The sequence below is a fragment of the Pseudomonas sp. BGA-UO-ETr-WB11 genome (assembly GCF_059567785.1).
In genome coordinates this window covers 99,373-124,728 of the sequence record NZ_JCAQOS010000002.1, presented here as the reverse complement: position 1 = coordinate 124,728, position 25,356 = coordinate 99,373, and the positions used below count along the sequence as shown (strand labels likewise).

General features: G+C 62.1%; 27 protein-coding genes. 16 read left to right on the top strand and 11 right to left on the bottom strand.

Translation table 11 applies throughout. The features are described from left to right. Together AC56DI_RS01005 and fliK are read right to left on the bottom strand one after the other, a co-directional pair. Entirely contained in the window at nucleotides 1-318 is a 318-nt protein-coding gene (locus AC56DI_RS01005) for an EscU/YscU/HrcU family type III secretion system export apparatus switch protein (protein WP_496344537.1), read from the bottom strand. Beyond that, the gene (fliK, locus tag AC56DI_RS01000; protein WP_496344536.1) at nucleotides 315-1,874 is read right to left on the bottom strand and encodes a flagellar hook-length control protein FliK; all 1,560 of its coding nucleotides are present in this window, start codon (nucleotides 1,872-1,874) and stop codon (nucleotides 315-317) included. Before fliK ends, AC56DI_RS01005 begins: the two co-directional genes overlap by 4 nt. A 149-nt stretch (nucleotides 1,875-2,023) precedes the next feature. Between fliK and ccmA the strand changes: the two genes are divergently transcribed. The 10 genes from ccmA to AC56DI_RS00950 are packed head-to-tail and all read left to right on the top strand — an operon-like array spanning nucleotide 2,024 to nucleotide 9,270. After that, nucleotides 2,024-2,653 carry a cytochrome c biogenesis heme-transporting ATPase CcmA gene (ccmA, locus tag AC56DI_RS00995; RefSeq protein WP_496344618.1) on the top strand — a complete coding sequence of 210 codons (630 nt, stop codon included), beginning with the start codon at nucleotides 2,024-2,026 and terminating at the stop codon, nucleotides 2,651-2,653. Beyond that, nucleotides 2,650-3,321, top strand: a complete 672-nt coding sequence (gene ccmB / locus AC56DI_RS00990; RefSeq protein WP_324519090.1) for a heme exporter protein CcmB — start codon at nucleotides 2,650-2,652, stop codon at nucleotides 3,319-3,321. Before ccmA ends, ccmB begins: the two co-directional genes overlap by 4 nt. A gap of 16 nt (nucleotides 3,322-3,337) precedes the next feature. Next, entirely contained in the window at nucleotides 3,338-4,093 is a 756-nt protein-coding gene (locus tag AC56DI_RS00985; RefSeq protein WP_496344535.1) for a heme ABC transporter permease, read from the top strand. After that, complete coding sequence (ccmD, locus tag AC56DI_RS00980) at nucleotides 4,090-4,266, top strand: heme exporter protein CcmD (protein ID WP_496344534.1); 177 nt, start codon at nucleotides 4,090-4,092, stop codon at nucleotides 4,264-4,266. Before AC56DI_RS00985 ends, ccmD begins: the two co-directional genes overlap by 4 nt. Continuing rightward, nucleotides 4,263-4,733: a cytochrome c maturation protein CcmE gene (ccmE, locus tag AC56DI_RS00975; protein WP_496344533.1), complete on the top strand. Its 471-nt coding sequence runs from the start codon at nucleotides 4,263-4,265 to the stop codon at nucleotides 4,731-4,733. The genes ccmD and ccmE overlap by 4 nt, the downstream gene beginning before the upstream one ends. Before the next feature lie 17 nt (nucleotides 4,734-4,750). Beyond that, nucleotides 4,751-6,724, top strand: coding sequence for a heme lyase CcmF/NrfE family subunit (locus tag AC56DI_RS00970; protein WP_496344617.1), 1,974 nt, complete (start codon nucleotides 4,751-4,753; stop codon nucleotides 6,722-6,724). Then, nucleotides 6,721-7,266 carry a DsbE family thiol:disulfide interchange protein gene (locus AC56DI_RS00965; RefSeq protein ID WP_496344532.1) on the top strand — a complete coding sequence of 182 codons (546 nt, stop codon included), beginning with the start codon at nucleotides 6,721-6,723 and terminating at the stop codon, nucleotides 7,264-7,266. Before AC56DI_RS00970 ends, AC56DI_RS00965 begins: the two co-directional genes overlap by 4 nt. Continuing rightward, on the top strand, nucleotides 7,263-7,745 hold the full coding sequence (locus AC56DI_RS00960) for a cytochrome c-type biogenesis protein (RefSeq protein ID WP_496344531.1): 483 nt from the start codon (nucleotides 7,263-7,265) through the stop codon (nucleotides 7,743-7,745). Before AC56DI_RS00965 ends, AC56DI_RS00960 begins: the two co-directional genes overlap by 4 nt. Next, complete coding sequence (gene ccmI, locus AC56DI_RS00955) at nucleotides 7,742-8,950, top strand: c-type cytochrome biogenesis protein CcmI (protein WP_496344530.1); 1,209 nt, start codon at nucleotides 7,742-7,744, stop codon at nucleotides 8,948-8,950. Before AC56DI_RS00960 ends, ccmI begins: the two co-directional genes overlap by 4 nt. Next, entirely contained in the window at nucleotides 8,947-9,270 is a 324-nt protein-coding gene (locus AC56DI_RS00950; RefSeq protein ID WP_496344529.1) for a hypothetical protein, read from the top strand. The genes ccmI and AC56DI_RS00950 overlap by 4 nt, the downstream gene beginning before the upstream one ends. 295 nt (nucleotides 9,271-9,565) lie before the next feature. On the opposite strand, the gene AC56DI_RS00945 is transcribed toward AC56DI_RS00950, so the two are convergent. Then, nucleotides 9,566-10,402, bottom strand: coding sequence for an ion transporter (locus tag AC56DI_RS00945; protein ID WP_496344528.1), 837 nt, complete (start codon nucleotides 10,400-10,402; stop codon nucleotides 9,566-9,568). A 193-nt stretch (nucleotides 10,403-10,595) separates the two neighbouring features. Here AC56DI_RS00945 and AC56DI_RS00940 point away from each other — a divergent pair, with 193 nt between their 5' ends. From AC56DI_RS00940 to AC56DI_RS00930, 3 genes are read left to right on the top strand one after another with little or no spacing between them, the layout of a single operon-like run. Continuing rightward, nucleotides 10,596-11,399: a PP2C family protein-serine/threonine phosphatase gene (locus AC56DI_RS00940; RefSeq protein ID WP_496344527.1), complete on the top strand. Its 804-nt coding sequence runs from the start codon at nucleotides 10,596-10,598 to the stop codon at nucleotides 11,397-11,399. Between the two features lie 24 nt (nucleotides 11,400-11,423). Continuing rightward, nucleotides 11,424-12,989 (top strand): serine/threonine-protein kinase, encoded by a 1,566-nt coding sequence (locus AC56DI_RS00935; protein WP_496344526.1) that lies wholly within the window; start codon nucleotides 11,424-11,426, stop codon nucleotides 12,987-12,989. Nucleotides 12,990-13,040: 51 nt separating this feature from the next. Then, entirely contained in the window at nucleotides 13,041-13,865 is an 825-nt protein-coding gene (locus tag AC56DI_RS00930; RefSeq protein ID WP_496344525.1) for an FHA domain-containing protein, read from the top strand. Between the two features lie 11 nt (nucleotides 13,866-13,876). On the opposite strand, the gene AC56DI_RS00925 is transcribed toward AC56DI_RS00930, so the two are convergent. The 4 genes from AC56DI_RS00925 to AC56DI_RS00910 form a co-directional block, all read right to left on the bottom strand. Further along, nucleotides 13,877-15,040 (bottom strand): EAL domain-containing protein, encoded by a 1,164-nt coding sequence (locus tag AC56DI_RS00925; RefSeq protein WP_496344524.1) that lies wholly within the window; start codon nucleotides 15,038-15,040, stop codon nucleotides 13,877-13,879. 126 nt (nucleotides 15,041-15,166) lie between these two features. Further along, nucleotides 15,167-15,505 carry a hypothetical protein gene (locus AC56DI_RS00920; RefSeq protein WP_496344523.1) on the bottom strand — a complete coding sequence of 113 codons (339 nt, stop codon included), beginning with the start codon at nucleotides 15,503-15,505 and terminating at the stop codon, nucleotides 15,167-15,169. Continuing rightward, nucleotides 15,502-15,885 carry a phage holin family protein gene (locus AC56DI_RS00915; RefSeq protein ID WP_496344522.1) on the bottom strand — a complete coding sequence of 128 codons (384 nt, stop codon included), beginning with the start codon at nucleotides 15,883-15,885 and terminating at the stop codon, nucleotides 15,502-15,504. The genes AC56DI_RS00920 and AC56DI_RS00915 overlap by 4 nt, the downstream gene beginning before the upstream one ends. Nucleotides 15,886-15,887: 2 nt before the next feature. Then, nucleotides 15,888-16,202 carry an ElaB/YgaM/YqjD family protein gene (locus AC56DI_RS00910; RefSeq protein ID WP_496344521.1) on the bottom strand — a complete coding sequence of 105 codons (315 nt, stop codon included), beginning with the start codon at nucleotides 16,200-16,202 and terminating at the stop codon, nucleotides 15,888-15,890. A 345-nt stretch (nucleotides 16,203-16,547) separates the two neighbouring features. Here AC56DI_RS00910 and AC56DI_RS00905 point away from each other — a divergent pair, with 345 nt between their 5' ends. Beyond that, nucleotides 16,548-17,756, top strand: a complete 1,209-nt coding sequence (locus tag AC56DI_RS00905) for an ammonium transporter (protein ID WP_496344520.1) — start codon at nucleotides 16,548-16,550, stop codon at nucleotides 17,754-17,756. Nucleotides 17,757-18,077: 321 nt separating this feature from the next. Here the strand turns inward: AC56DI_RS00905 and rhlB are convergent, their stop codons facing one another. From rhlB to AC56DI_RS00885, 4 genes are all read right to left on the bottom strand, one after another. Then, entirely contained in the window at nucleotides 18,078-19,520 is a 1,443-nt protein-coding gene (gene rhlB, locus AC56DI_RS00900; protein ID WP_496344519.1) for an ATP-dependent RNA helicase RhlB, read from the bottom strand. A 115-nt stretch (nucleotides 19,521-19,635) separates the two neighbouring features. After that, a complete protein-coding gene (locus AC56DI_RS00895) occupies nucleotides 19,636-20,817 on the bottom strand; it encodes a dipeptidase (RefSeq protein ID WP_496344518.1) in 1,182 nt (393 codons plus the stop codon). Between the two features lie 91 nt (nucleotides 20,818-20,908). Next, on the bottom strand, nucleotides 20,909-21,847 hold the full coding sequence (locus AC56DI_RS00890; RefSeq protein ID WP_496344517.1) for a GGDEF domain-containing protein: 939 nt from the start codon (nucleotides 21,845-21,847) through the stop codon (nucleotides 20,909-20,911). A 193-nt stretch (nucleotides 21,848-22,040) separates the two neighbouring features. Next, nucleotides 22,041-22,697, bottom strand: a complete 657-nt coding sequence (locus tag AC56DI_RS00885) for an alpha/beta hydrolase (RefSeq protein ID WP_496344516.1) — start codon at nucleotides 22,695-22,697, stop codon at nucleotides 22,041-22,043. A gap of 344 nt (nucleotides 22,698-23,041) precedes the next feature. Here AC56DI_RS00885 and AC56DI_RS00880 point away from each other — a divergent pair, with 344 nt between their 5' ends. Continuing rightward, nucleotides 23,042-24,070: an amino acid ABC transporter substrate-binding protein gene (locus AC56DI_RS00880; RefSeq protein ID WP_324519111.1), complete on the top strand. Its 1,029-nt coding sequence runs from the start codon at nucleotides 23,042-23,044 to the stop codon at nucleotides 24,068-24,070. Between the two features lie 99 nt (nucleotides 24,071-24,169). Further along, nucleotides 24,170-25,354 carry an amino acid ABC transporter permease gene (locus AC56DI_RS00875; RefSeq protein ID WP_324519112.1) on the top strand — a complete coding sequence of 395 codons (1,185 nt, stop codon included), beginning with the start codon at nucleotides 24,170-24,172 and terminating at the stop codon, nucleotides 25,352-25,354. Nucleotides 25,355-25,356: the final 2 nt, after the last annotated feature.

The following is a 25,356-nucleotide window of genomic DNA, read 5'->3' as shown; positions in this document are numbered from 1 at the left end:
TTACAGCGGCGGTTGGCCAAGGGGTGACCAGTCTTGATCCTTGGCTTCAAAACCCTCTGGGCACTTACCTTTCAGGTACCAGGCAAAGGCAATGATCTCGGCGATGCTGCGGTAAAGCGGCTCAGGGATCGCATCCCCCAATTCCAGCTTGGCCAATAGGCGTACCAGCTCGGCATTCTCGTAAATCGGCACCTTGTATTCGCGAGCAATGGCGAGGATGGCTTCGGCCAGTTCGTCGTCACCCTTGGCGGTGAGGTTGGGGGCATTCTGGCCGTCATAGCTGAGGGCGATGGCTTGGCGTGGGGCTTGGCGTTTCATGCGGTTTCGTCGACCCAGCGTTGTTCCAGGGTGGTGCGTTGACCTTGTGGCGGCACGCCCTGGCGACAGGCCAGTTCACCCACCTCCAAGCCCGCGGCGCTCAAGCGTTCACGCAGGTGGCCGAGCTCGCGATCAATCAGTTCGGCGGTCGTTGGGCGTTCCGCCCAAAGCTGGCTGGAAAGGCTGCCGCGTAGTAATTGTGCCTGCACTTGCAGCGGCCCCAGAGGGGAGAGATCGAAAGCCAGTTCGACGCGCCAGAGGGTCTCACCGCTTTCCTTGGGATTTTTCTTCGGGCTTTCGTCGCGTTGCAGTTTGACCTGCAGGGGTACTAGCTCCTGCTGGTTGCGCATGGGGATTTCCAGCTGCCAGGTGGTTAGCAGGTTGCCCTCCGGGCCGACCTGGGTTTGCGCCAGGCTCGACAGTTGGTGGGTTTGCAATCGCGATACGGCGGCGGCGGCCAGGCGCAGCAGGGTTTCCAGATCGGCATCGGCGTCCAGGTTTTGCAGTAGGCGGGCCGGCAATGGAAAGTTCAGCGCCTGCAGTTTCGAGCTGGCCTGGCTGGCGCCACCGAGCATGTTGCGCAACATGAGTGGCAGCGCTTGAGCCAAGCCAGCTTCGTTCTGGGCGCCGGTGAGGGCGGCTGCGGTGGCGTTGGGTAGGGCGGGCATGAGTTGTGCCACCAGGCGCAGTAGGTTGGCCTTGAGGTCCTGTGGCAGGGCTTGGGTCTGACCGCTGAGTAATTTGGCCTCGAAAAAAAAACCGCTGTCTTCCAGGGCCTTGGCCAGCGCTTTGGGGTCGCCGAGCTGGCGAACATCCGGCATGGCGCCAAGCAATTTGTCGATACTGCCTTGCAGGCCGGTCGGTAGGGGTTGGCCCGCTGCGCTGCTGCCCAGCCCTTGCAGGGCCTTGAGCAAGCCTTCTATAGAGCCTTGACGGCTTTGCTGAGTCTGCAGTTGTTGGCCAAGGGCGAGTTGATCCAAGCGGCCGCTCAGGGGTAGAAAACTCAGGGCCTGCTGACCTTTGACTTGAGCGCTAAGCAAGCTGCCGACGGGCAGGGCCAGTGGCGTTTCTAAGCTCAGCTGGCGGCCTGCCAGGGGGGTGTTAAGCAGGCTGGCCACTACCTTGTAGAGCGTCTGCTGGGCTTTGCCTTGGGCCATGACTTCGCTGCTCAGCACCTTGGCCTGCAGCAGGCTGCCGAGCGGTAACTGCTCCAAGTCGAGGTTATTCAGCGGCGTAGGTGCTGCCTGAAGGGCGACCGCCAAGCGGGTTTGCGACAGGGCGGTAACGGCCAGGGCGGTCCCCTGTGCCAGGGCTCGGTTGCTATTGGCCAGCAGCGTGGTTTGCCGGCCGTTTTCCAGGGTCAGTTTGAGCACCAGTTGAAAGCTCTGTGCCTGCTCCTTGAGGGCAATCACCTCGGCTTCGGCGCTTTCGCCGGCACTGAGCAGGCCGGCCAGCGGTTGCAGCAGCTTGATCGCCAGCTCCGTGGACGCCACGCTCGGCCGTGCCACCGAGGTGGTCGGCGCGATGGGGCGGGAACTGCTGATTTCAGCCGTCATTGGGTTACAACCTGTCGAAAATGCCTGCTTCGGGGGTAAGGGTAGGGCATGTATAATGCCGCCCCGTCCGGGCCGGCTGTGCCATGGCCCGCGTCAGTATAGCGGCCACCCCCGGCGTCGACTTGAATGTGCCTATAGGTAGCCATGCCGTGACCAGTCCATTTCTGCAAGCCGTGGCGCTCGCCTGCGAGCGGGATTGGCGCATGTTGTTCGAAAGCCTCGAGGTGCAGGTGGTTCCGGGCGAGATGCTCCAAGTGGCCGGCCCCAACGGCAGCGGCAAGACCTCGTTGCTGCGCTTATTGGCGGGCCTGATGCAGCCCACCGCCGGCGCCATTCTGCTGCAGGGTAAACCCCTGGCCGAGCAGCGTGGCCTATTGGCGCGAAATTTATTGTGGATTGGCCACGCTGCCGGGATCAAGGGTCTGCTCAGCGCCGAGGAAAACCTCGCCTGGCTCTGCGCCCTGCAACGTCCGGCGACGCGTGAGGCGATCTGGCAGGCGTTGGCCGCCGTTGGCCTGCGCGGCTTTGAAGATGTGCCCTGCCATACCCTGTCTGCCGGTCAGCAGCGTCGCGTCGCGCTGGCGCGCTTACACCTCGATGCGCCGCCGCTGTGGATTCTCGATGAGCCCTTCACCGCCCTAGACAAACAGGCGGTGGCCGAACTGGAGGCCCATCTGGCGGCCCATTGTGAGCAGGGCGGTATGGTCATCCTCACCACCCATCACCATCTCACGCACAAGCCCGCCGGCTACCGCGAACTGTTGCTGGGGGCGGCATGAGTAACGTCTTTACCCTGCTGCTGGCCCGCGAGGCACGCCTGCTGTTTCGCCGCCCGGCGGAGCTGGCCAACCCGCTGGTGTTCTTCGCCATCGTCATCGCCCTGTTTCCCCTGGCCGTAGGCCCGGAAACCGAATTGTTGAAAACTCTATCGCCCGGCTTGCTCTGGGTGGCGGCCTTGTTGGCGGTGTTGCTGTCGCTGGACGGCCTGTTCCGTAGTGACTTCGAAGACGGCTCCCTCGAGCAGTGGGTCGTTTCGCCGCACCCCCTGGCGCTTCTGGTGCTGGCCAAGGTGCTGGCACACTGGCTGTTTTCCGGCCTGGCGCTGGTCTTGCTCTCGCCGTTGTTGGCGCTGATGCTCGGCTTGCCGGCGCGCTGTGTGCCGACGCTGCTGCTGTCCCTGTTGTTGGGCACGCCAGTGCTGAGTTTGCTCGGTGCGGTGGGCGCGGCCCTGACCGTGGGCCTCAAACGCGGCGGCTTGCTGCTCGCGTTGCTGATTTTGCCGCTGTATATCCCGGTGCTGATTCTTGGCAGCGGCGTATTGCAGGCGGCGCTGCAGGGCCTGCCGACGGCTGGCTACCTGCTGTGGATGGCCAGCCTGACGGCGCTGGCAATAACCCTGACGCCCTTTGCCATTGCTGCTGGTTTGACCATCAGCGTGGCGGAATAACGGATTTGATCGACCTATGAACTGGACCTGGTTTCACAAGCTCGGCTCACCGAAATGGTTTTACCAGATCAGCAGCCGCTGGTTGCCCTGGTTGGCCGTGGCCGCCGTATTGCTGATCGGCACCGGCTTGGTCTGGGGGCTGGCCTTCGCCCCGGCGGATTACCAGCAGGGCAACAGCTTTCGCATCATTTATATCCATGTGCCGGCCGCCATGCTCGCTCAGTCCTGCTACATCATGCTGGCGGTGGCTGGCGTGGTGGGGCTGGTGTGGAAGATGAAACTGGCCGATGTGGCCCTGCAGTGCGCCGCGCCCATTGGCGCCTGGATGACCTTTATCGCCTTGCTCACCGGAGCCATCTGGGGCAAGCCGACCTGGGGCACCTGGTGGGTTTGGGATGCGCGCCTGACCTCGATGCTGATCCTGCTGTTCTTGTACTTCGGCATTATTGCGCTGGGCCAGTCGATCAGTAATCGTGACAGCTCGGCCAAGGCCTGTGCCGTGCTGGCGATTGTTGGGGTGATCAACATCCCGATCATCAAGTACTCGGTGGAGTGGTGGAACTCCCTGCACCAGGTGGCCACGTTCAAACTCACCGAGCGCCCGGCCATGCCGGCCGAGATGTGGATGCCGCTGTTGGTGATGGTGCTCGGTTTCTACTGCTTTTTTGCCTGCGTGCTGATGGTGCGCATGCGCCTCGAAGTGCTCAAGCGCGAGTCGCGCAGCAGCTGGGTGCAGGCCGAAGTGAAACGTGCCGTGGAGCAGCAGTCATGAGTTTTGCGTCCTTCGCTGAGTTTGTCGCCATGGGCAACCATGGCCTGTATGTCTGGTCGGCCTATGGCATCAGCCTGCTGGTGCTGGCGGTCAATGTGGCGGCGCCGCTCCTGGCGCGGCGTCGTTATCTGCAAGACGAGGCGCGTCGTTTGCGTCGTGAGGAGTTGAAGTGAATCCGCTGCGCAAGAAACGTTTGTTGATCATCCTGGCCATTCTCGCCGGTGTCGCCATCGCCGTGGCCCTCGCCCTGAGTGCCCTGCAGCAGAACATCAACCTGTTCTATACGCCGACGCAGATCGCCAATGGCGATGCGCCGCAGGACACGCGCATCCGCGCTGGTGGCATGGTGGCCAAGGACTCGCTGAAGCGTACGGGTGATTCGTTGGACGTCGAGTTTGTGGTCACCGACTTCGCCAAGAACGTCACCATCCGCTATCGCGGCATCCTTCCTGACTTGTTCCGCGAGGGCCAGGGCATTGTCGCCCTTGGCAAACTCAATGCCGACGGCGTGCTGATTGCCGATGAAGTACTGGCCAAGCACGACGAGAACTACATGCCGCCGGAAGTGACCAAAGCGCTGAAAGAGAGCGGCCAGTTGCAGAGCGGCGGCCAGTCGCAGCCTGGCAAGAGCGGAAGTTGAACATGAACCTTAATCTGATCATTCCCGAGCTGGGCCACTTGGCCATGATTCTCGCCCTGTGCCTGGCACTGGTGCAGGCCACGTTGCCGCTGATTGGCGCCTGGCGTGGTGACCGCCAGTGGATGAGCCTGGCGGTGCCGGCGGCCTGGGGGCAGTTCGCCTTTTTGCTGTTTGCCTTCCTGTGCCTGACCTGGTCATTTATGGTCGACGATTTCTCCGTCGCCTATGTGGCCAGCAACTCCAACAGTGCCTTGCCCTGGTACTACAAGTTCAGTGCCGTCTGGGGCGCCCACGAAGGCTCGTTGTTGCTCTGGGCCCTGATTCTCGGGGGCTGGACCTTTGCCGTGTCGGTCTTCTCCCGGCAGTTGCCGGAAGTGATGCTGGCCCGCGTGCTGGCGATCATGGGCATGATCAGCGTCGGCTTCCTGCTGTTTTTGATTGTTACCTCCAACCCCTTTGAGCGCCTGCTGCCGGACATGCCGCAAGACGGCCGTGACCTTAATCCGTTGCTGCAGGACATTGGCCTGATCGTCCACCCGCCGATGCTCTATATGGGCTATGTCGGCTTCTCTGTGGCCTTCGCCTTCGCCATTGCTGCGTTGCTTGGCGGCAAGCTGGATGCCGCCTGGGCGCGCTGGTCGCGGCCGTGGACCATCATCGCCTGGGCCTTTCTCGGCCTGGGCATTGCCCTTGGCTCGTGGTGGGCTTACTACGAACTCGGCTGGGGCGGCTGGTGGTTCTGGGACCCGGTGGAGAACGCCTCCTTTATGCCCTGGCTGGTGGGCACGGCGCTGATTCATTCGTTGGCAGTGACCGAGAAACGCGGCGTGTTCAAGAGTTGGACTGTGCTGCTGGCCATTGCCGCGTTTTCCCTGAGCTTGCTCGGCACCTTCCTGGTCCGTTCCGGCGTGCTGACCTCGGTGCATGCCTTTGCTACCGATCCCGAGCGCGGCGTATTTATTCTCGCCTTCCTGCTGGTGGTGGTCGGCGGCTCGCTGACCCTGTTCGCCGTGCGCGCCCCGGTGGTTAAGAGCCGGGTCGGTTTTGCCCTGTGGTCACGGGAAACCCTGCTGCTGGCCAATAACCTGGTACTGGTGGTGGCCGCGGCGATGATTCTGCTCGGCACCCTGTATCCGCTGGTGCTGGATGCCCTCAGCGGCGCCAAGATGTCGGTGGGTCCACCCTATTTCAACGCGCTGTTCGTACCGCTGATGGGCCTGCTGATGCTGGTGATGGCGGTGGGCGTGCTGGTGCGCTGGAAAGACACGCCGGTCAAATGGCTGCTCGGCATGCTGGCTCCGGTACTGCTGGGCAGTGCCGCGCTGGGTGTGGCCGCGACCTTGATCCTTGGCGACTTCAATTGGTCGGTGCTGGCGGTCTGCTGCCTGGCCGCCTGGGTGCTGTTGGCCGGGGTCCGTGACCTGCTGGACAAGACTCGGCACAAGGGCCTGCTCAAAGGCATGGTTGGGTTGTCCGGTAGCTACTGGGGCATGCAGTTGGCGCATTTGGGCATTGCCGTTTGCGCCATCGGCGTGGTGCTGGTCAGCCAGGGCAGCGCTGAGCGTGACCTCAAGCTGGCGCCGGGCGAGTCCCTGGAGCTAGGCGGCTACCGCTTCGTGTTCGAGGGGGCCAAGCATTTTGAAGGCCCTAACTTCACCTCCGATAAAGGCACCATTCGCGTGCTGGACGGCGCCGAGGAAGTGGCGGTGCTGCACCCGGAAAAACGCCTGTACACCGTGCAGGGCATGCCAATGACCGAGGCCGGTATCGATGCCGGCGTCACCCGTGACCTGTATGTCGCCCTCGGCGAGCCGCTGGAAAATGGCGCCTGGGCCGTGCGCGTGCACATCAAGCCTTACGTGCGCTGGATTTGGTTTGGCGGCCTGATGATGGGCTTGGGCGGTCTGCTGGCGGCCTTTGACAAACGTTATCGGGTCAAGGTCAAAACGCGGGTGCGTGATGCTCTGGGTATGAATGGGGTAGCAGCATGAGACGTCTCGTACTGCTGGTGCCGCTGGCGTTGTTTCTCGGTATTGCGCTGTTTCTCTACCGCGGTCTGTTTCTCGACCCATCCGAGCTACCGTCGGCCCTGATCGGCAAGCCGTTCCCGGCGTTCTCCTTGCCGTCGGTCATTGAGCCCGGCAAGACCATTACTCAGGCTGACCTGTTGGGCAAGCCCTCGCTGGTCAACGTCTGGGCCACTTGGTGCCCCTCGTGTCGGGCCGAGCATCCGGTGCTGAACAAGCTGGCGGCCAGTGGCGTGACCATTCACGGCGTCAACTACAAGGACCAGCGCGAGCCTGCACAGAAGTGGCTGCGCGATCTGCACAATCCTTATCAGTTGAATATCGAAGATGCCGCAGGAACCCTGGGCTTGAATCTGGGTGTCTATGGCGCGCCGGAAACCTTCTTCGTGGATGCCAAAGGCATCATCCGCCACAAGTATGTGGGTGTGGTTGACGAGCAGGTCTGGAGCAGCACCCTGGCGCCGATCTACCAGCAACTGGTTGATGAGAGCGAGGTGAAGCCATGAAACGCTTACTACTAGCCTGCGTGTTTGGCGCAAGCCTGATCGGCATGGCCAACGCTGCCATCGACACCTATGAGTTCAAGGACGAGGGTGAGCGCGCGCGTTTTCGTACCCTGACCGAAGAGCTGCGTTGCCCGAAGTGCCAGAACCAAAATATCGCCGACTCCAATGCGCCGATTGCCACCGACCTGCGTCGGGAGATCTTCCGCATGCTGGAAGAGGGGCAGAGTAACGCCCAGATCGTCGATTTCCTGGTGCTGCGCTATGGCGATTTTGTGCTCTACAAACCGCCGGTGAATGCGCGCACCTACCTGCTCTGGTACGGCCCCTTCGTGCTCTTGGGCCTGGGTGCCCTGGGCCTTGGCGTGCTGGTGTTGCGCCGGCGCAAGGGCGCCAACAATTCCGTGCAGGCCGCCTTGTCTGTCAATGAGCGTGAGCGCCTCAGTGCGCTGCTCCAGCAAAATTCTCAGGACTCAAAATGATCGAATTGTGGCTCGCCGCCGGCCTGTTGTTGCTGGTCGCCCTGGCTTTCCTGCTGATCCCCGTGCTGCGTGGACGCAAGGCCCAGGCCGAGGAAGACCGTACCGCACTTAACGTTGCCCTGTATCAGGAGCGCCTGGCCGAACTGCAAGGCCAGCACGCCAGTGGCTCACTGACCGCCGAGCAACTGCAAGCTGGCCAGGATGAAGCGGCCCGTGAGCTGCTGGACGATACCGAGGGCGCCGCTGTCGAGCGCGTGTCTTCCCTGGGCAAGGCGCTGCCGTTGATCGCCGCGTTGCTGGTGCCGGTGCTCGGCCTGGGGCTGTATATGCACTGGGGCGCCAGTGACAAGGTGGCCTTGGTCGAGCAGTTCGCCCAGGCACCGAAGTCAGTTGAGGAAATGACCGCGCGCCTGGAACAAGCGGTCAAGGTTCAGCCGGACTCGGCCGAGGCCTGGTACTTCCTCGGCCGCACTTACATGGCCCAGAGCCGTCCTGCTGATGCTGCCAAGGCGTTCGAGAAGGCCGTGGGCATAGCCCGTGAGCCTGAGCTGCTCGGCCAGTGGGCGCAGGCGCTGTATTTTGTCGGCAATAAACAGTGGTCGGCGCAGTTGCAGAGCCTCACCGATGAAGCCTTGCAGCGCGATCCGCAGGAAGTGACCAGTCTGGGTCTGCTCGGCATTGCCGCCTTTGAGGGGCAGCGCTTCAAGGAAGCGGTCAGTTACTGGCGCCGCCTGATTGCGGTGCTGCCGGCCGACGATCCGTCGCGCGACGCCCTGCAGGGCGGTATCGACCGTGCGCTGGAGCAGCTGGCAGCCAAGGGCGAAACCATGCCGGATGAGCCTGTAGCCGTGGCAGCCGCCACCGGCGCGCAGCTCAAGGTGCGAGTCGAGCTGGCCGCCAAGTTGAAAGACCAGGTGCAGCCAGGCGACAGCGTATTCATCTTTGCCAAGGCCAGTGCCGGCCCGCCCATGCCGTTGGCGGTCAAGCGTCTGACCGTGGCCGATTTGCCGGTGGAGGTCACCCTGGCCGACAGCGACGCGATGATGCCGCAGCTGAAGCTCTCCAACTTCCCTCAGGTGCAGTTGATGGCGCGCATCTCGCGTGCCGGCAATGCTACGGCCGGCGAGTGGGTAGCCCATGGTCAGGCAGTATCGAGCAGCAGTACCGAGCTGCAACAGCTGACCATCGACAGTCCTGATAAATGATCGCCGCCGTACGCCTGCCGCTGCTGGTGGGCCTGTTGCTAAGCATATCGGCGTGCAGCCTGCAGCCGCCGCAACCGGTGGCAAGCGGGCAGGCGCCGGTCAAGGCCCATGCCCACTTCGCGCCACCACCGGATGGGCCCAGCCACTGGGACCCGCAACTGCAGGTGTACGTGTTGCAGGGCAGTCCGCCGCTGTATTACCGCCAACGGACCTATTACCGCTGGCAGCAGGGCTGGAGCTGGGCTACCCAGGCGGCCGGGCCCTGGCGGGCGTGTGGCAGCGACGAGGTTCCGGCGGGGTTGAGTCGGCACTATCATTAGGGTCTGTTGCCGTTTCATCGTGAGCTGCGTTGCCGCGAGAAATGGTCCCCGTTTAGGCGCAGGACGCAGGTAATGGCATTCCCTTACCAAGCCCTGCAACAACAGCGGGGGCCATTTCTCGCGCAACCCGAAGGGCCGGGCCGGTTTTTGTGCGAGGCCGCGTTACTCGTCGCTTATTTGGAATAACCCAATCACGCTCCTCGCGCCTTGCCTCGCGCAAAAACCGGCTCCGGCGCGGCCACGAATGAAACGGCAACAGACCCTAAGCAATAACGGCGACCTCGGTCGCCGTTATTCATGCCTGGGGCGGCGTTTCCCGCGTGAACAACGGGTTGCCACAGCGGCTGCAAAAGGCGGCCTGCGGCTCATGATTGGCTTTATGGCAGACCGGGCAAGCGTGCTGCAGGGTTTCTTCGCGCATGGCGCTGGCCAGTTCGGCAGTAAATATCCCGGTCGGTACGGCGATGATCGAGTAACCGGTGATCATTACCAGCGTCGCAACCGCCTGGCCCAGTGGGGTTTTCGGGGTGATGTCGCCAAAGCCGACGGTGGTCAGCGTTACCACTGCCCAATAGATCCCGGTGGGAATGCTGGTGAAGCCGTGGCTGGGGCCTTCGATCACATACATCAGGGTGCCAAAGACAATCACCATGGTGCTGATGCAGGCAAAGAACACGATGATTTTTTGCCGGCTGCCGCGCAGGGCGGTGAGCAGGAAGTTGGCCTGGCGCAGGTAAGGGCTGAGTTTAAGTACGCGAAATACCCGCAGCATGCGCATCACGCGGATGATCAGCAGGTACTGGGCGTCCGGATAGAGCAGGGCGAGGATGCCTGGCAGGATCGCCAGCAGGTCGATCAGGCCAAAGAAGCTGAAGGCATAGCGCAGCGGGCGTGGCGAGCAGTACAGGCGCAGGCCGTACTCGATGGCAAACACCAGGGTGAAGGCCCATTCAATGCCAGCCAGCAGGCCGGCATGCTGGCGGTGAATACCGTCGATGCTGTCGAGCATCACCACTGCAAGACTGGCCAGAATCACCAGTAGCAGGGCCGTGTCGAAGCGCCGGCCGGCGCGGGTGTCGGTCTGGAAGATGATGATGTACAGGCGTTCTCGCCAGCTCTGCACGCTGCTCATAGGCTTGCTCCTTGTGCGGGTCTGGGTAAAGCCACGACCGGTTAACGTTTTGGTGAAAAACTGCACGCTCGGCATGGCCGCAGGCCACCTCAGGCGGCATGCTGGCGGTCCATCGGTCTGTCGCAAGTATCTGTCTTTGCTCGGGTTATATGACCTGCCAAAGCCAGCGTATACACTCTGCGGCGCCGCTGGATTGTCCCCAGTCCTCGAATGGAATGCCATCAACATGCAGTATGCCAGCCGCAGTGTGCCGGGCCTGGTCCGCGCTCACAATGAAGACAGCGTGCTCAGCAGTCCGGAGTTGGGCCTGTGGGTGATCGCTGACGGCATGGGCGGCCATCAGCGTGGCGAAGTGGCCAGTGCCATTGTGATCGACAGCATGCTCGCGGCGATCCGCCAGGGCGATAGCCTGGAGCAGGCTGTGCTGGCGGCCAATCAGGCGATCATCGCGGCCGCCAGCCTGGATCCTGCCAGCCAGGGCATGGGCAGTACGGTGGTGGCGGTGCGTGTTGTCGGCGCCGATTACGAGCTGGCCTGGGTGGGTGACAGCCGTGCCTATCTGCTCAGCCCGGAGGTGATCCGCCCCTTGAGCAAGGATCACAGCTGGGTACAGGTGATGCAGGACGCCGGGCAGTTAAGCGCCGCCGAGGCCAAAAATCACCCACGCAAGAATGTCATCACCCAGTGCTTGGGCCAGGTGGGCCTGGAGCTGGAGGTGGGCCTGCGGCGGGGCCGGCTGCAGGGCGCGGAACGCCTGCTGCTGTGCAGCGACGGCCTGCATGGCGAAGTCAGCGACTCACGCTTGCTGCAACTTGGTCGTGGCGCCGGGCTGGAAGAGGTGGTCGATGAGTTGATTGCCGCCGCCAACGGTGCAGGCGGCAAGGACAATATTTCCTGTGTGCTGCTGGCGCTGGAACCGGCCGTGGCGCTGGCGTGCGAGTCGCGGATTGGCCGCTTCCTGGCTGGACTGCGCAAAGGCAAAGTGACCCATTTATAAAAGTTGGTACCTATCGGATTGGCTATGAGCGACCCATTGATCGAGATTCCCGGTTACACCATCCACGGCCAGCTGGGCAAAGGCGGTATGGCCGAGGTGTACCTGGCCACCCAGAATTCGCTGCAACGCAAGGTGGCGATCAAGGTGCTGTCGAGCGCTGCCGAGCACGACTTTATCCAGCGCTTTATCAATGAAGGGCACATCGTTGCCTCGCTGAATCATCCGGCCATCATCACCATTTACGACATCGACAAGCTCGAAGACGGCCGTTACTACCTGGCCATGGAATTTATCGCCGGTGGCGACCTCAGCCAGTACCAGGGCCAGGTGCTTGCTCCGGCGCGGGCCTTGGACATCATCCGGCAGGTGGCTGAAGGTCTGAGCGTGGTCCATGAGCGCGGCCTGGTGCATCGCGATATCAAGCCGGCGAATATTCTCTTTCGCGGCGATGGTTCGGTGGTGATCACCGACTTTGGCGTGGCCAAGGACCTGGCCATCGACAATGACCTGACCCATTTCGGTGTGGCCGTCGGCAGCCCAGCCTACAGCAGCCCGGAGCAGGCCCAGTGCGAAGCCCTGGACCAACGCAGCGATGTCTACAGTCTGGGTATCGTCCTGCTGGAAATGCTTACCGGCGCCAACCAGTTCCGTGGTGCCAGCTACACCCAGACAGTAATGAACCATGTACAGATGGCGGTCCCGTCGTTGCCGGCGGCTTTGCAGGGTTATCAGCCATTGCTCGAACGTATGTTGGCGAAAACCCCGGACGCGCGCTTTGCCAGTTGCCGTGAGCTGCTGCAGGCCTTGGCGGCACTGCAAGATGACGATCTAGGCGCCACTCAGTTCAGTCCGGCGCTCAAGCTGGCCAAAGCGCCTGCTCCCAAGCCGCGGGCGCGCTCGCTGGTGATGTTGCTGCTTGGCGTGCTGCTGTTCGCCGGCCTGGGGTACGGTGGTTACACCTTGAACCTGCGCATGCAGGTGGCGGACTTGCTGGCCTCAGCCGAGCAGCGCCTGCTTGAGGACAAGCTGCAAGAACCGCAGGCCGACAATGCCGAATATTTCTTCCGGCAGGTGCTGTTGCTGGATGCCGCCAATACTGAGGCCCAGCTGGGCTTGCAGCGTGTTCTGGCGGCCCGGGTCGCGCGTTTCAACGGGCTGGCCGAACAGCGTTTTGCCAGTGCTCAGGTCAGCCTGCCGACCGAAGACAGCGCCCTCTGGTACTTTCGTCAGGCTTTAATCCTGGCCCCCGAGGACCCGACAGCCCTGGCCGGTATTGCGCGGGTGGCCGACTGGCATCTGCAGGCGGTGCACGATGCCTATCGCCAGCGTCAGTTCAGCAAAGCTCTGGAACAGATCGAGCTTGGTTTGCTGGCCGTGCCTGAGCATGCCGAATTGCTTAAGTTGCGCGCCGCCCATGCCGCTTATGTCAAGCGCGCGACCCAGCGGGCAAAGCCCCGTGCCGTGGCCAGCAAATCCGCTGCGCGCACTCAGAACAGCGATCAGGGCGCGGCTCAAAAGTCGGCCGGGGATGAGGGTAATCCGCTGTCACGGTTGTGGAACCATATTCTTAATAACGGTATCGACGAGTAGTCGCCTGCGCCCAAACGGCCAGATTTTTTGTGTTAAGCGAGCGCAAACACCATGTTGAAACTGCAGTTCAAAGATTGTCGCCAGGCACCGGTGTGGTTGGCCGATGAGCGCATCACCCTCGGTCAGGATCACCGTAATACCCTGGTTTTGCCGGATGCTGGGGTCAGCCTTTTTCATGCTGAGATTCGCCGCGAAGAGGGCCATTACTACCTCAGCGATTGCGCCAGCGAAGCCGGCACCTTGGTTAATGGCGAACGCATCAGCAGTCGCTATCAGATCCGCGCCGATGACCTGCTGCAGGTGGCTGGCGTGGAGCTGCAGTTTATTGATCCGATGAAAGTGCAGGCCAAAGTCGATACCGCCAAGAAGTGGTTCTTGCAGGTGCTGCAGGGCGAGAACGAAGGCAACAAGTATCCGCTGGCGGGCTCGATGACCTTCGGTCGTTCGGTTAAGTGCGAGCTGTGCTTCAACGACCCCGAACTGTCGCGCCGGCACTGCGAGTTCTTCCTCAAGGACGGCGTGCTGGAGGTCAAGGACCTGGGTTCGGCCAATGGCCTGCAGGTCAATCGGCAGAAGGTCACGACTGCCACTTTGCAGGCCGGCGACCAGATGCAGATGGGCAGCGTGATCCTGCTGGTGATCGGGCCGAAGGTTGAAGAGGTCGAGCAGGCTGCAGTGGAAGATGCCACGGTGTTTATGCCGATGGCGGCGTTACCTAAGACGAGCAAGGTTGCCGCCGCCAGTGCTCCTGCGCCTCGCGCCAGCGTCACGCCGAGTCAGGCGCCTGCCCCTGCGCAGCGCCAGGGTAAGTGGCTGTATGGCGTGCTGGCGCTGGTCGTGGTGGCTGCAGGGGTGTGGGCGCTGACGCTGCTGTAACTGGCCCCGATTCAGAGGCCAGCGGCGTCGATATCGAGCAACAGCAGACGCTGGCCATTGGCGATGAACTGGCCGGCGGTCAGGCAGTACTGGTTGGTCGTGGCGTCACGGTAGGTGGCTGAAAGGGTCAGGCGCTTTTGTTCCTGCCCTTCGGCCAACAACTGATAGAAATACGGCCGCCACGACCAGTTGTGGCCCAGGTAGCTGGGATCCTCGTGCCAGCGATTACCCTGCCAGTTGAGGTTGGCGGTCAGCTGGGTGCCCTGGCGATCGCATTGATACAACCGGCGCAACCACGGGAAGGCGCTCAAGGTGGGCAGCAGGTGCGGTTGTGAGCCGGCCTCGGCCCAGGGTTTGAGAATTGCCATCAGGGTTGCTAACTGGTCGCGCAGACGCATCAGGCGCGTGCGCTCGGCCAGCTTGTGTTGCACATACTGATCGCGCAACTGAGCAAACTGCGGCACGAAGGCGTCGCTGGCAAAAAACTCCACCTCGCCACGGGCAAACAGAAACCCCTGCACGTAGCGGGCGCCGCACTCCAGGGCGAACTCCAGTTCGGCGGCGGTTTCCACCCCCTCGGCAATGATCCAGCAGCCCGTGCGTTCGGCCATCTGCGCCAGAGCTTTGACCACGTCGCCGCTGGGGCCACCCTTGGCGGCGTCTTTGAACAGGCGCATGTCGAGCTTGAGGATGTCTGGCTGCAGGGCCAGCACCCGGTCGAGCTGGGAGTGGCCGGCGCCGAAGTCGTCGATCGCCACCCGTGCCCCGGCCTCCCGGTAGCGCGCCACCACATCGGTCAGGCGCTGGGTATTACCGTTCAGCTCAGTGATTTCAAACACGATGCGTTCGGCAGGCACACCATGCTGCTGCAGTTGCTTGAGGCTGGGTAAGGGCTGTTGCGGGCGCAGGCGATTGACCCAGCGTGGGGAAATATTCAGGCTCAAAAACCAATCGTCAGGTGCCTCGCTCAGTCGCTGCAGGGCGTCGCCGCGGATCTCCCGATCCAGTTGGCGCAAGGTGGCTGCCGGGGTTTTAGGATCGGCAAACAACGGGCCGACCGACAGCAACTGGCCGTCGTTCTGGCGCAGACGCCCGAGGGCTTCGACGCCGGCGATACGGCCGGTGGCGGTGTCGATAAAGGGTTGGAAACAGGCGAGCGGTTGCCCGACGATCACGGGGACTTCCTTAGGTGGCGGGTAACTGGGCTGCCGGAACGGGCAGTGGGTTGAGCTAACCGAGGCCGTGCGATTAACGCTGTGCGGCTTCGGTTGCTGACCGACTAAGCAAGAATGTGGCCAGCTTCAGGGTTGCTCGGCCTTGGGCTGCGCCGCGGGTTGTCGCCAGAGTGCTAACAGGAGAGGGGCCAAGGCACTGCCCAGGCTGATCCAGCGCGGCCATTGGCTGCGTTTGCTGATCAGTAAGCCCGTGACGGCCAAAGCCGCAATGCCTGCAATTGGTGCGCTGCTATGGCCTAGGGCTGATTTACAACGGCGACCAAAGTCCCGTGCTTCCTGCAATGGTTGCAGGGCCTGCAGGGCTTCCTGGCGCAGTTCCTGACGGTGCAGTTCCAGGCGCATCTGGATCAGGGCCTTGCGCAAATCATGGCGCGAAGCATTGGCTGGCAATTCAGGCAGGCTCATGGCAACAGGCGCTCGCGGTCGCGCGCCAGTTCGGCAAGGGTGGCGCTGAATGGAGGTAAGGGGTTGCACAGCAGGCGGCGCAAGCGCCAGACGCAGACCAGCAACGCCAGGCAGTAGACCAGGCACAGGGTGAGGATGGCATGCAGCCGGTAGGCCTCGCCGGCAACAATCAGCAGCAAGGCCGATAGGCCCAGCAGCAACAGCAGCCCGGCGATCAGCGCTACGCCGGCCAGTACCAGTGCCTGCAGGCTGCGCTCTTTCTGCTCCTGTAGTTCGATGCCAAACAGTTCCACATGGCCATGCAGCAGCCCCAGGGCCGCAGCCCCCAGGCGCTGCAGGGACGGGGCTGGTGGTGTTGCAGGGGTACTGGCGTCGCTCATGTTCAGCGGCGCCCGAGCAGCAGGCCCAGCAACAGGCCGAGACCTGCAACGATGCCCAGGGCTTGCCAGGGGTTTTGCTGAACATAGGTTTCGCCGGCCTGGCGCACGGCATCACCGCGCTGGCGTACCGCCTCGCCGCTCTCGGCGAGAGTGCTGCGCGCGCGTTGCAGGTTGAGCTGAATTTGCTGACGCAGTTCGTCAGCCTGTTCGCCGGCCAAGCTGGCGGCGTGTTGCAAGAGCTTTTCAGCGTCTTCGATCAACGCCTTGAATTCAGCTTGCAACGGGTCTTGCTGGGTGGTGTCGGTGGATTTGGGCATGGCAGATCTCCTTATCAGTAGGGCTGAGACTGTTTGAGTCCCGTGCGGGGCAGAAGGTTCCTGCCCATGGCTGGTACAGGCTTTGCATTGTGCTGGTGCGCAATAAGGGTGATGCGCCCTGTTAGTGGGCGTTGCTGGCTGCGGGATTAGCCACTTTAAATCACCTTAACCTTTTGATTAACAAGGTAAAAGCACTCTTTATCGAGGGTTGGCCTAGCAGGCTTTGCCCCCATTTAAAGCGCGGTTGTCGGTCGTGCCAGGGCTTTGAGGCATCAGGATGGTGCATGCTTGGGTCGACCTGAACTGCTTTGGTGCTTTTTCCCACTCTGCTAGGGCTGTCATCCCATGGATAACCTGCAAAACGCCGTGAACAGTCTGGTTCATGGCTCCAATACGCTGTTCATTCTGCTCGGTGCGGTGATGGTGCTGGCCATGCACGCCGGCTTTGCCTTCCTTGAAGTTGGCACCGTGCGGCAGAAGAACCAAGTCAATGCGCTGTCGAAGATCATCTCTGACTTCGCTGTGTCGACCCTGGCCTATTTCTTCGTTGGCTACTGGATTGCCTACGGGGTGACCTTTATGGCCCCCGCCGCGGAGTTGACCACGGATCACGGTTACGCATTGGTTAAATTCTTCTTCCTGCTGACCTTCGCGGCAGCGATCCCGGCGATTATTTCCGGTGGTATTGCCGAGCGCGCCAAGTTTGGCCCGCAATTGTGCGCCACTCTGCTGATCGTTGCGTTCATCTACCCATTCTTCGAGGGCATCATCTGGAACGGCAACTTTGGCCTGCAGGCCTGGTTGGCCGAGCGCTTTGGTGCCAGTTTCCACGACTTTGCCGGTTCGGTGGTGGTGCATGCGGTGGGCGGTTGGTTGGCGTTGGCTGCGGTGCTGTTGCTGGGACAGCGCAACGGTCGTTATCGCGAGGGACGTCTGATGGCCTTTGCGCCATCGAATATTCCCTTTCTCGCCCTGGGCTCATGGGTGTTGATTGTCGGCTGGTTCGGTTTCAACGTGATGAGCGCCCAGACGCTGGAGGCTGTGAGTGGCTTGGTTGCGGTCAACTCGTTGATGGCCATGGTCGGCGGCACCATGGCGGCGTTGCTGGTCGGACGCAATGACCCGGGCTTTCTTCACAACGGCCCGCTGGCCGGGCTGGTGGCAGTGTGCGCAGGCTCTGATCTGATGCACCCGATCGGTGCGTTGATTACCGGGGCAATTGCTGGCGGCCTGTTTGTCTGGGCGTTCACCGCGACTCAGGTTAAATGGAAGATTGATGACGTGCTCGGCGTTTGGCCGCTGCATGGCCTGTGCGGCGTATGGGGCGGCATTGCCTGCGGCATTTTTGGCCAGGAGGCGCTGGGTGGCCTGGGTGGCGTCAGCCTGATCAGTCAGTTGATTGGTACAGGTCTGGGCATCACTATCGCGTTGCTGGGCGGCTTCTTGGTGTACGGCGCGCTGAAGGCCATTATAGGCATTCGCCTGAGCCAGGAAGAGGAGTACTACGGTGCCGACCTGTCGATCCACAAGATCGGCGCCACCAGCCACGACTAACAGACCGTTGAAAAACTACCTGCGTTGGCAATACTGCGTTAAGAACGGCCTCACAGCCGAAGGCTGAACGTGCTTTAGCACGGCCCCAAAGGGGTGAGCGAAGCGAATCAAATGCTCATTTACAACTCGTAAACTCCGCTTTTGACTCGCTACGCTCGCCCTGCGGGCCAGCCTGTGGCTGTTACTGCGCTTCGCTACGTTGCGGCCGTTCTTGCCTTGTCTTGCCTGCCTCGCCTACATTTTTCAACGGCCTGCTAACCCTGATGCTGAAAACAACACAGGCGCCCATGGGCGCCTGTGTTGTTTCTACCGTCTGCGTTCTTAGTGCGAGCGCGGTACCGCGACGAGCAATTCGGTCGGTGGTTGCTCGCAATGGATCTTGCGCCCCAGCAGGGCTTCGATCGGTGGCAGGGCGTAGGCGTCGTCCTCGCCGGCAAAGCTGATCGAGGTGCCTGTGGCGCCTGCCCGACCGGTACGGCCGATGCGGTGCACGTAGTCGTCCGGGGTCTCTGGCAGGGTGAAGTTGATCACGTGGCTGATGCCGTCGACGTGGATGCCGCGGCCGGCCACATCGGTGGCCACCATCACGCGAATCTTGCCTTCACGGAAACCTTCCAGGGCCTTGATGCGTTTGTGCTGCGGCACGTCGCCGGACATTTGCACGGCGCTGATGCCGTCGCGGGTCAGGCGCTCTTCGATGCGCCGCACTTCATCCTTACGGTTGGCGAAGACCATCACCCGCGTCCAGTCGTTTTGCTTGATCAGGTTGTACAGCAGCTTGTACTTGTCGCTGCCGGCAACGGCATAAACATGCTGCTCGACGGTGTCGCTGGCCACGCTTTCCGGTTCGATCTCGACGATCGCCGGGTCGGTGGTCCACTGCTTGGCCAGGTTCATCACGTCTTCGGTGAAGGTGGCCGAGAACAGCAGGGTCTGGCGCTCGACCTTCGGTGGCGTCTGGCGAATGATCTGCCGCACCTGCGGGATAAAGCCCATGTCGAGCATGCGGTCGGCTTCGTCGAGAACCATCACCTCGACCATGTCCAGGTGCACTTCGCCGCGCTGGTTGAAGTCCAGCAGGCGCCCCGGTGTGGCCACCAGGATGTCGCAGAAGCGCGACTCCAGCTGCTTGAGTTGCTTGTCGAAATCCATCCCGCCAACAAACTGCATAACGTTGAGGCCGGTGTACTTGGTCAGGTTGGCAGCGTCGCTGGCAATCTGCACCACCAGCTCACGGGTCGGCGCGATGATCAGCGCCCGTGGCTCGCCCATGTAGCGCTCTTTCGGCGCTGGGGTGTTGAGCAACTGGGTGATGATCGAAATCAGGAACGCCGCGGTCTTGCCAGTGCCGGTCTGGGCGCGGCCGATGGCGTCTTTGCCCGCCAGGGTGTAGCCCAGCACCTGCGCCTGGATCGGTGTGCAGTAGGGGAAGCCAAGGTCGTGGATGGCGTGCATCAACGAGGGCGCCAGAGCGAAGTCGTGGAAGCGGGTTTTGCCTTCGGCGGGCTCCACGGCGAAGTCTTCCAGCTTCCAGGTGTCGATGACTTTTACTGGGCGTTCACGGCGTGGCTTGGCGGCTTTGGCCGGCTCGGCGATGGGCTGAGCCGTTTCGTTGCTGACAGTTGCAGCAGCCAGTGGTGGTTCCTCACGACGCGCGGGTTCGCGTGGGGCGGTCGGAGTGGCGACGGTGACGGGTGCTGCTGGGGCCGCTGCGGGCTGCTCGCCGGCGTCTTTGCCAAGGAATTTCTTGAGCGCTTTGAGCACGGTGATCTCATTAATTGGTTAAGGAAAGAACGTGGGCCAGTGTAAAGCAAGATGCCGGCGCGGCGAAGTGCCACGCCAGGCGTCGCGCCAGCCCGCAGGTGCAGGCGTTGGCGCCTTACTGGCGGGTGTTGGCCGCGCTGTCGGGCAAGTTGGCGAGTAACAGCCGCAGCACGTTGCCGCCCATAATCGCCGCAATTTCCTGCTGGTCGAAACCCGCGGCGAGCAGGCCTTCGGTCAGTTGCGGCAGGCCGGTGACATCGAAGGGCGCCTCAATGGTGCCGTTGAAGTCGGAGCCCAGGGCAACGTGCTCGACGCCGACTTTGTCCGCGGTGTAGCGGATGGCCTTGACGATGGCGGCCACCGAGGTTGCGCACACGGCGGTGTCCCAATAACCGATGCCGATTACGCCTCCGGTGGCGGCAATCCGTTGCAGGTGGGCGTCGCTGAGGTTACGGGTGCCCGGGCAGGTGCCTTCAACGCCGGTGTGGGAAACCAGTAACGGCCGTTTTGCCTGTGCCAGTACGTCGTCGATCAGTGGCCGTGAAGCATGGGCCAGGTCCACCAGCATGCCCTTGGCTTCCAGGCGCTGTAGCACCTGCCGGCCGAACGGGGTGAGCCCGCCTTTGGCTAAGCCATGGGCTGAGCCACCGACTTCATTGTCGAAGAAATGGGTCAGGCCGGTGATACGAAAGCCGGCGTCGTACAGGCGGTCGACGTTGTCCAGTTGGCCTTCCAGCGGATGCAGGCCTTCGGTGGCGAGGATTGCGGCCATGCGCTCGGGCTGCTGCGGTCGTTCGAGGATAAAGCTTTCCAGGTCGCCTTTGCTGCGGATCAGCAGCAGCTTGCCGTTGCTGTCGGCCACCGCTTGTTGCAGTTTCTCGCTTTGGTACAGGGCGCGTTGCAGCAGGCTGTTCCAGGTTCGGCGCGGCCAGCGCTGGGCCATCACCAGCAGGGTGATGTTGTCGCTCTTGGCGCTGTTACGTTCGTAGTTGAGCCCGCGCGGGGTTTTGGTCACGGTGGAAAATACTTGCAGGGCAACATGGGCCTGTAACTGGCGCGGCAGGTCGGAGTGGCCATAGGTGACGGGCTTGAGCAGGTCGCGCTGCCAGAGCAGTTGGTCGTCGTGCAGGTCGGCAACAAACAGGCTGTTGTGCAGCGCCTGGGCGGCGGCGCTGGCCGGGTAGGGCGCGGGGGTGGCCACGCTGTTCATCTTGCGGTCGAGCAGGGACGGCAGGCTGAAGAACACAGCCAGGCCGATCACGGGCAAGGCAGTCAGGGCGAGCAGGCATTTACGCATGATAAAGGTCCGGGCTTATTGTTATGCCCGGCACTCTAGGGGCTGTTGTCGTTGCATCGCAAGCTGAAGGGTCTCAATGACGCGTCGACACTCAGCCGCACAGGCAGTTGCGGCCCTGCTGTTTGGCTTGATAGAGGGCTTTGTCGGCGCGGGCGATCAGACCTTCCAGGCTGTCCCGTGACTGCATCTGTGCCAGGCCGATGGACACCGTGACCCCTGGCAGGATGCCGATGGGCGAGTAGAACGACGGCACCTGCTCCAGGCTTTCGCGCAGGCGCTGACCGATACGGCGGCCCTCCTGGTCGTCGATGCCGGGCAACAAGATCACGAACTCTTCGCCGCCATAGCGGGCGAGACTGTCCTTGAGGCGTAGCTGCTGGCGCAGGGTGTGCGCCACCAGGCACAGGGCATAGTCACCGGCTAGGTGGCCGTGCTGATCGTTGTAGGGTTTGAAGTGGTCGACATCCAGCATCAGCATGCACAGGGGTTGTGCGTTATAGGCACAGCGAGTGCTTTCGCGCTGGTACACATGCTCCAGCCAGCGGCGGTTGAAGCAGCCGGTCAGGGTGTCGATGTTGGCGTGCTGTTCGCTGTCGAGAATGCCCTGGTTACTTTGCCGTACGCGCTGGCAGAGCAGCTCCAGCAAGTTCTGCATCAATTGCGGTGACTGGCTGAAGAGGGTGAGCAGGGCTTTGCGGTGCAGGCGCAGCACCACCGAGGCCGTTGTAGCGACCACATAGGCCGATGGCGGCTGGTTATCGATAAAGCTGACTTCGCCGGCGCATTCGCCCACTTCGAGGGTGCTGGCCGCTTGATTGTCGAGGGAGCCGAGGTAGACCTTCAGTTGGCCTTCCAGCAGCAGGTACAGGTATTGATTGCGCTTGAAGGGCGACAGGAGGATTTCGCCAGCTTCCAGTTCGCACGTACGGAAGCCTTTGAGCAACTGGCAGAGGTTGCTGGCGGCGACGTTCTGGAACAGTCGCATATGCATGATGTGTTGCAGGTCGGCCTGCCGCTGGCTGGTTTTCATCGCCAGAACGCACGCTGCCGGTGGTTAACCGTGGCGGGCATAGCGCAAGCTCCCTGTCGTTTTTGGCATATGCCGCTGGCAACACTATTCCCGCCTTATTCGTGTGGCAATCCACTGGCCTGATTCATCTGACCAGTGGTCGCAACGGGACTGGTGAGTCACCTTGGTCGTTGGTTGGCGTGCCGCTAAGCAATCAGGCCAGGGTGGACTGCAGCCACAGAGCGATATCGCGGATCTCTTCAGTGAGCACTTCATGGCTCATGGGGTAGTCCTTCCAGGTTACCGACACGCCTTGGGCCTGCAGGTGATCGTGGGCGGCGCGGCCCATGGCGGGCAGCACCACGTCATCGTTACGTCCGTGCAGGCAGAGCACGGGTATGTGTTGTTGGCTGGCGGGCAACTGCACGTCGTCGCTGAATGTGGGCGCGTAGGTGGACAGCGCTAGGACGCCACCCAGGGGGCCGTGCCAGCGCAGGAATGCGGTGTGCAGAACCACGGCGCCGCCCTGGGAGAAACCGGCGAGGATGATTCGCGCCGGGTCGATGCCGCTGTCGCGCTGCGCCTCGATAAGGTCGATCACCTGCTGGGCCGAGGCCTCCAGTTGTTCGCGGTTGATTGCCCGCGCCGGGCTCATGGCCAGGATGTCGTACCAACTGGGCATGGCGTAGCCACCATTGATGGTGACTGCGCGGGTTGGCGCCTGGGGCAGGACGAAGCGGGTGCTGTGCAGTACTTGCTGCAGCGCTTCGGCCACCGGCAGGAAATCGTAACGGTCGGCGCCCAGGCCGTGTAGCCAGATGACGCAGGCGTCGGCACGTTGTGTGGGCTCAAGTATCAGGTTCTCGTGCATCGGTGGCTCCTGTGCGGTGCGCCCGCCCCAGTAAGAGGCGAGCCTGTCAGCCACGGGTGGGCTGATCCGTTAATAAGATGTCGCCAGGCCGCAAGTTTGCCTCTTGACCTGCGCGTGTCGCGGCTTTTTTCGCGCCCTGGCATAGGCCTTGCTCTGGCAATCGTGTTCGCGGCACTGGGCTGCGGGCTGGCATGCGGCGCGTACGCCCTGTCTTCACTCCCTTTAAGTGCGGGGCCAGGCGTGGGCTTTTGACAGCAGTGTCTAGACTCCTGCAAGCGCTCGGCACTTCCCATAGGGTGCTTGGGCCGAGACTCCAACACAACAACAGCAACTGGAGATTATCGATGAAGATGGTGAAATCTACGCTGGCAGTACTGACCACGGCAGCCGTTTTGGGTGTGAGCGGTTTCGCTCAGGCCGGCTCGACCCTGGATGCGGTGCAGAAGAAAGGCTTTGTGCAGTGCGGTATTAGCGATGGCTTGCCGGGCTTTTCCTATGCAGATGCCAAGGGCAACTATCTCGGTATTGATGTGGATGTCTGTCGCGCTGTGGCAGCGGCCGTGTTTGGCGATGCCAGCAAGGTCAAGTTCAGTCCGTTGACCGCCAAGGAGCGCTTCACCGCGCTGCAGTCCGGTGAGGTCGATATTCTCTCGCGCAACAGCACCTGGACCAGCTCCCGCGATGCGGCCATGGGCATCAGCTTTACCGGCGTGACTTATTACGACGGTCAGGGCTTTCTGGTGAACAAGAAGCTTGGTGTCACCAGCGCCAAGGAACTCGACGGGGCTACCGTGTGCATCCAGGCCGGTACTACCACCGAGCTCAACCTCTCCGACTACTTCCGCGCCAATGGCCTGAAGTACACGCCCATTACCTATGACACCTCGGACGAAAGCGCCAAGTCGGTGGAAGCGGGCCGTTGCGACGTGCTGACCTCTGACCAGTCGCAGCTCTACGCTCAGCGCATCAAGCTGGCTGCGCCCAGTGAGTACGTGGTGTTGCCGGAAGTCATCTCCAAAGAGCCACTGGGCCCGGCCGTGCGCCAGGGCGATGACGAGTGGTTCAAGATCGTGCGCTGGACCCTGTTCGCCATGCTCAACGCCGAGGAACTGGGGGTTGATTCGCAGACAGTGGTGGACATGGCCAAAACCACCAAGAACCCCGACATTGCCCGTTTGCTCGGCACTGAAGGTGAGTTCGGCAAAGACCTGAAACTGCCTAAAGACTGGGCCGTACAGATCGTTAAACAAGTGGGTAACTACGCCGAAGTGTTCAATCGCAACGTCGGTGCTGGTAGTGAGCTGAAGATCGACCGAGGCCTTAATGCCCTGTGGAACAAGGGTGGGTTGCAGTACGCACCGCCGGTGCGCTGACCCTCTTCGCGCTGGGCTGCCATTGGGCTGCCTGGCGTCGTTCTGATCCAGTGAACCCTGTTCCCGCCCAGGCGGGGCAGGGCTTCTATGAGGGCTGCCATGCACACCACTGCCAATGCCCCGCGACCGCGTAGTTCGGTATGGACCGATCCGCAGCTTCGCGCGTGGCTATTCCAGATTCTTGCCGTTGCCAGCGTGATCGCGTTTGGCTGGTACCTGTTCGACAATACCCAGCAAAACCTGGCCCAGCGCGGGATCATTTCTGGCTTCGGCTTTCTCGACAACAATGCCGGCTTTGGCATTGCCCAGCACCTGATCGACTACAACGAAAGCAACTCCTACGGCCGGGTGTTTGTCGTTGGCCTGTTGAATACCTTGCTGGTTTCGGTCATCGGCATCCTGTTTGCCACTGTGCTGGGCTTTTTGCTCGGCGTGGCGCGGTTATCGCCGAACTGGATCCTCAGCAAACTGGCCACCGTTTATATTGAAACCTTCCGCAATATCCCGCCGTTGCTGCAAATCTTCTTCTGGTACTTCGCCGTGATGCTGGCCATGCCCAGCCCGCGGCAGAGCCATGAATTTGCCGGGGCGTTTTTCCTCAATAACCGTGGCCTGTATCTGCCGGCACCGGCGGCCAGCGATGCCTTTGTGCCGTTCCTGTTCAGCCTGTTAGTGGCTGCTGCGGTGATTGTCGGGCTGGTGCGCTGGAGTCGGGCACGCTTCGAAGCCACCGGGCAGCCATTTGCCCTGTTGCCGGCCGTGCTCGCCGTGTTGCTGGTACTGCCGGGCCTGAGTGTGTTGCTGGCCGGCAATCCGCTGGTGTGGAGCCTGCCGCAGTTGCAGGGCTTCAACTTCCGCGGCGGCTTGGTGATGATCCCCGAGCTGATGGCACTGACCCTGGCCTTGACCATCTACACCGCTGCCTTTATCGCCGAGATCGTGCGCTCCGGCATCCAGGCCGTCAGTCACGGCCAGACCGAGGCAGCGCGTTCCCTGGGCCTGCGCCCTGGCGTAACCCTGCGCAAGGTGATCATTCCCCAGGCGCTGCGGGTGATCATTCCGCCGCTCACCAGCCAGTACCTCAACCTGGTGAAAAACTCCTCCCTGGCGGCCGGTATCGGTTACCCGGACATGGTCTCGCTGTTCGCCGGCACGGTGCTCAACCAGACCGGCCAGGCCATTGAGGCCATCGCCATCACCATGAGTGTGTACCTGGCCATCAGCATCAGCATTTCCATGCTGATGAATCTCTATAACAAGCGCATCGCGCTGGTCGAGCGGTAAGG

What these genes read in the sequence shown, in the direction of transcription:
- AC56DI_RS00880 (WP_324519111.1), top strand. Translation starts at nt 23,042, where the DNA reads ATGAAGATGGTGAAATCTACGCTGGCAGTACTGACCACGGCAGCCGTT.
- ccmI (WP_496344530.1), top strand. Translation starts at nt 7,742, where the DNA reads ATGATCGAATTGTGGCTCGCCGCCGGCCTGTTGTTGCTGGTCGCCCTG.
- AC56DI_RS00950 (WP_496344529.1), top strand. Translation starts at nt 8,947, where the DNA reads ATGATCGCCGCCGTACGCCTGCCGCTGCTGGTGGGCCTGTTGCTAAGC.
- AC56DI_RS00960 (WP_496344531.1), top strand. Translation starts at nt 7,263, where the DNA reads ATGAAACGCTTACTACTAGCCTGCGTGTTTGGCGCAAGCCTGATCGGC.
- AC56DI_RS00915 (WP_496344522.1), bottom strand. Translation starts at nt 15,885, where the DNA reads ATGAGCGACGCCAGTACCCCTGCAACACCACCAGCCCCGTCCCTGCAG.
- AC56DI_RS00920 (WP_496344523.1), bottom strand. Translation starts at nt 15,505, where the DNA reads ATGAGCCTGCCTGAATTGCCAGCCAATGCTTCGCGCCATGATTTGCGC.
- AC56DI_RS00875 (WP_324519112.1), top strand. Translation starts at nt 24,170, where the DNA reads ATGCACACCACTGCCAATGCCCCGCGACCGCGTAGTTCGGTATGGACC.
- AC56DI_RS00885 (WP_496344516.1), bottom strand. Translation starts at nt 22,697, where the DNA reads ATGCACGAGAACCTGATACTTGAGCCCACACAACGTGCCGACGCCTGC.
- AC56DI_RS01005 (WP_496344537.1), bottom strand. Translation starts at nt 318, where the DNA reads ATGAAACGCCAAGCCCCACGCCAAGCCATCGCCCTCAGCTATGACGGC.
- AC56DI_RS00930 (WP_496344525.1), top strand. Translation starts at nt 13,041, where the DNA reads ATGTTGAAACTGCAGTTCAAAGATTGTCGCCAGGCACCGGTGTGGTTG.
- AC56DI_RS00890 (WP_496344517.1), bottom strand. Translation starts at nt 21,847, where the DNA reads ATGAAAACCAGCCAGCGGCAGGCCGACCTGCAACACATCATGCATATG.
- ccmD (WP_496344534.1), top strand. Translation starts at nt 4,090, where the DNA reads ATGAGTTTTGCGTCCTTCGCTGAGTTTGTCGCCATGGGCAACCATGGC.
- AC56DI_RS00895 (WP_496344518.1), bottom strand. Translation starts at nt 20,817, where the DNA reads ATGCGTAAATGCCTGCTCGCCCTGACTGCCTTGCCCGTGATCGGCCTG.
- AC56DI_RS00935 (WP_496344526.1), top strand. Translation starts at nt 11,424, where the DNA reads ATGAGCGACCCATTGATCGAGATTCCCGGTTACACCATCCACGGCCAG.
- AC56DI_RS00905 (WP_496344520.1), top strand. Translation starts at nt 16,548, where the DNA reads ATGGATAACCTGCAAAACGCCGTGAACAGTCTGGTTCATGGCTCCAAT.
- AC56DI_RS00985 (WP_496344535.1), top strand. Translation starts at nt 3,338, where the DNA reads ATGAACTGGACCTGGTTTCACAAGCTCGGCTCACCGAAATGGTTTTAC.
- ccmB (WP_324519090.1), top strand. Translation starts at nt 2,650, where the DNA reads ATGAGTAACGTCTTTACCCTGCTGCTGGCCCGCGAGGCACGCCTGCTG.
- AC56DI_RS00910 (WP_496344521.1), bottom strand. Translation starts at nt 16,202, where the DNA reads ATGCCCAAATCCACCGACACCACCCAGCAAGACCCGTTGCAAGCTGAA.
- AC56DI_RS00945 (WP_496344528.1), bottom strand. Translation starts at nt 10,402, where the DNA reads ATGAGCAGCGTGCAGAGCTGGCGAGAACGCCTGTACATCATCATCTTC.
- AC56DI_RS00965 (WP_496344532.1), top strand. Translation starts at nt 6,721, where the DNA reads ATGAGACGTCTCGTACTGCTGGTGCCGCTGGCGTTGTTTCTCGGTATT.
- fliK (WP_496344536.1), bottom strand. Translation starts at nt 1,874, where the DNA reads ATGACGGCTGAAATCAGCAGTTCCCGCCCCATCGCGCCGACCACCTCG.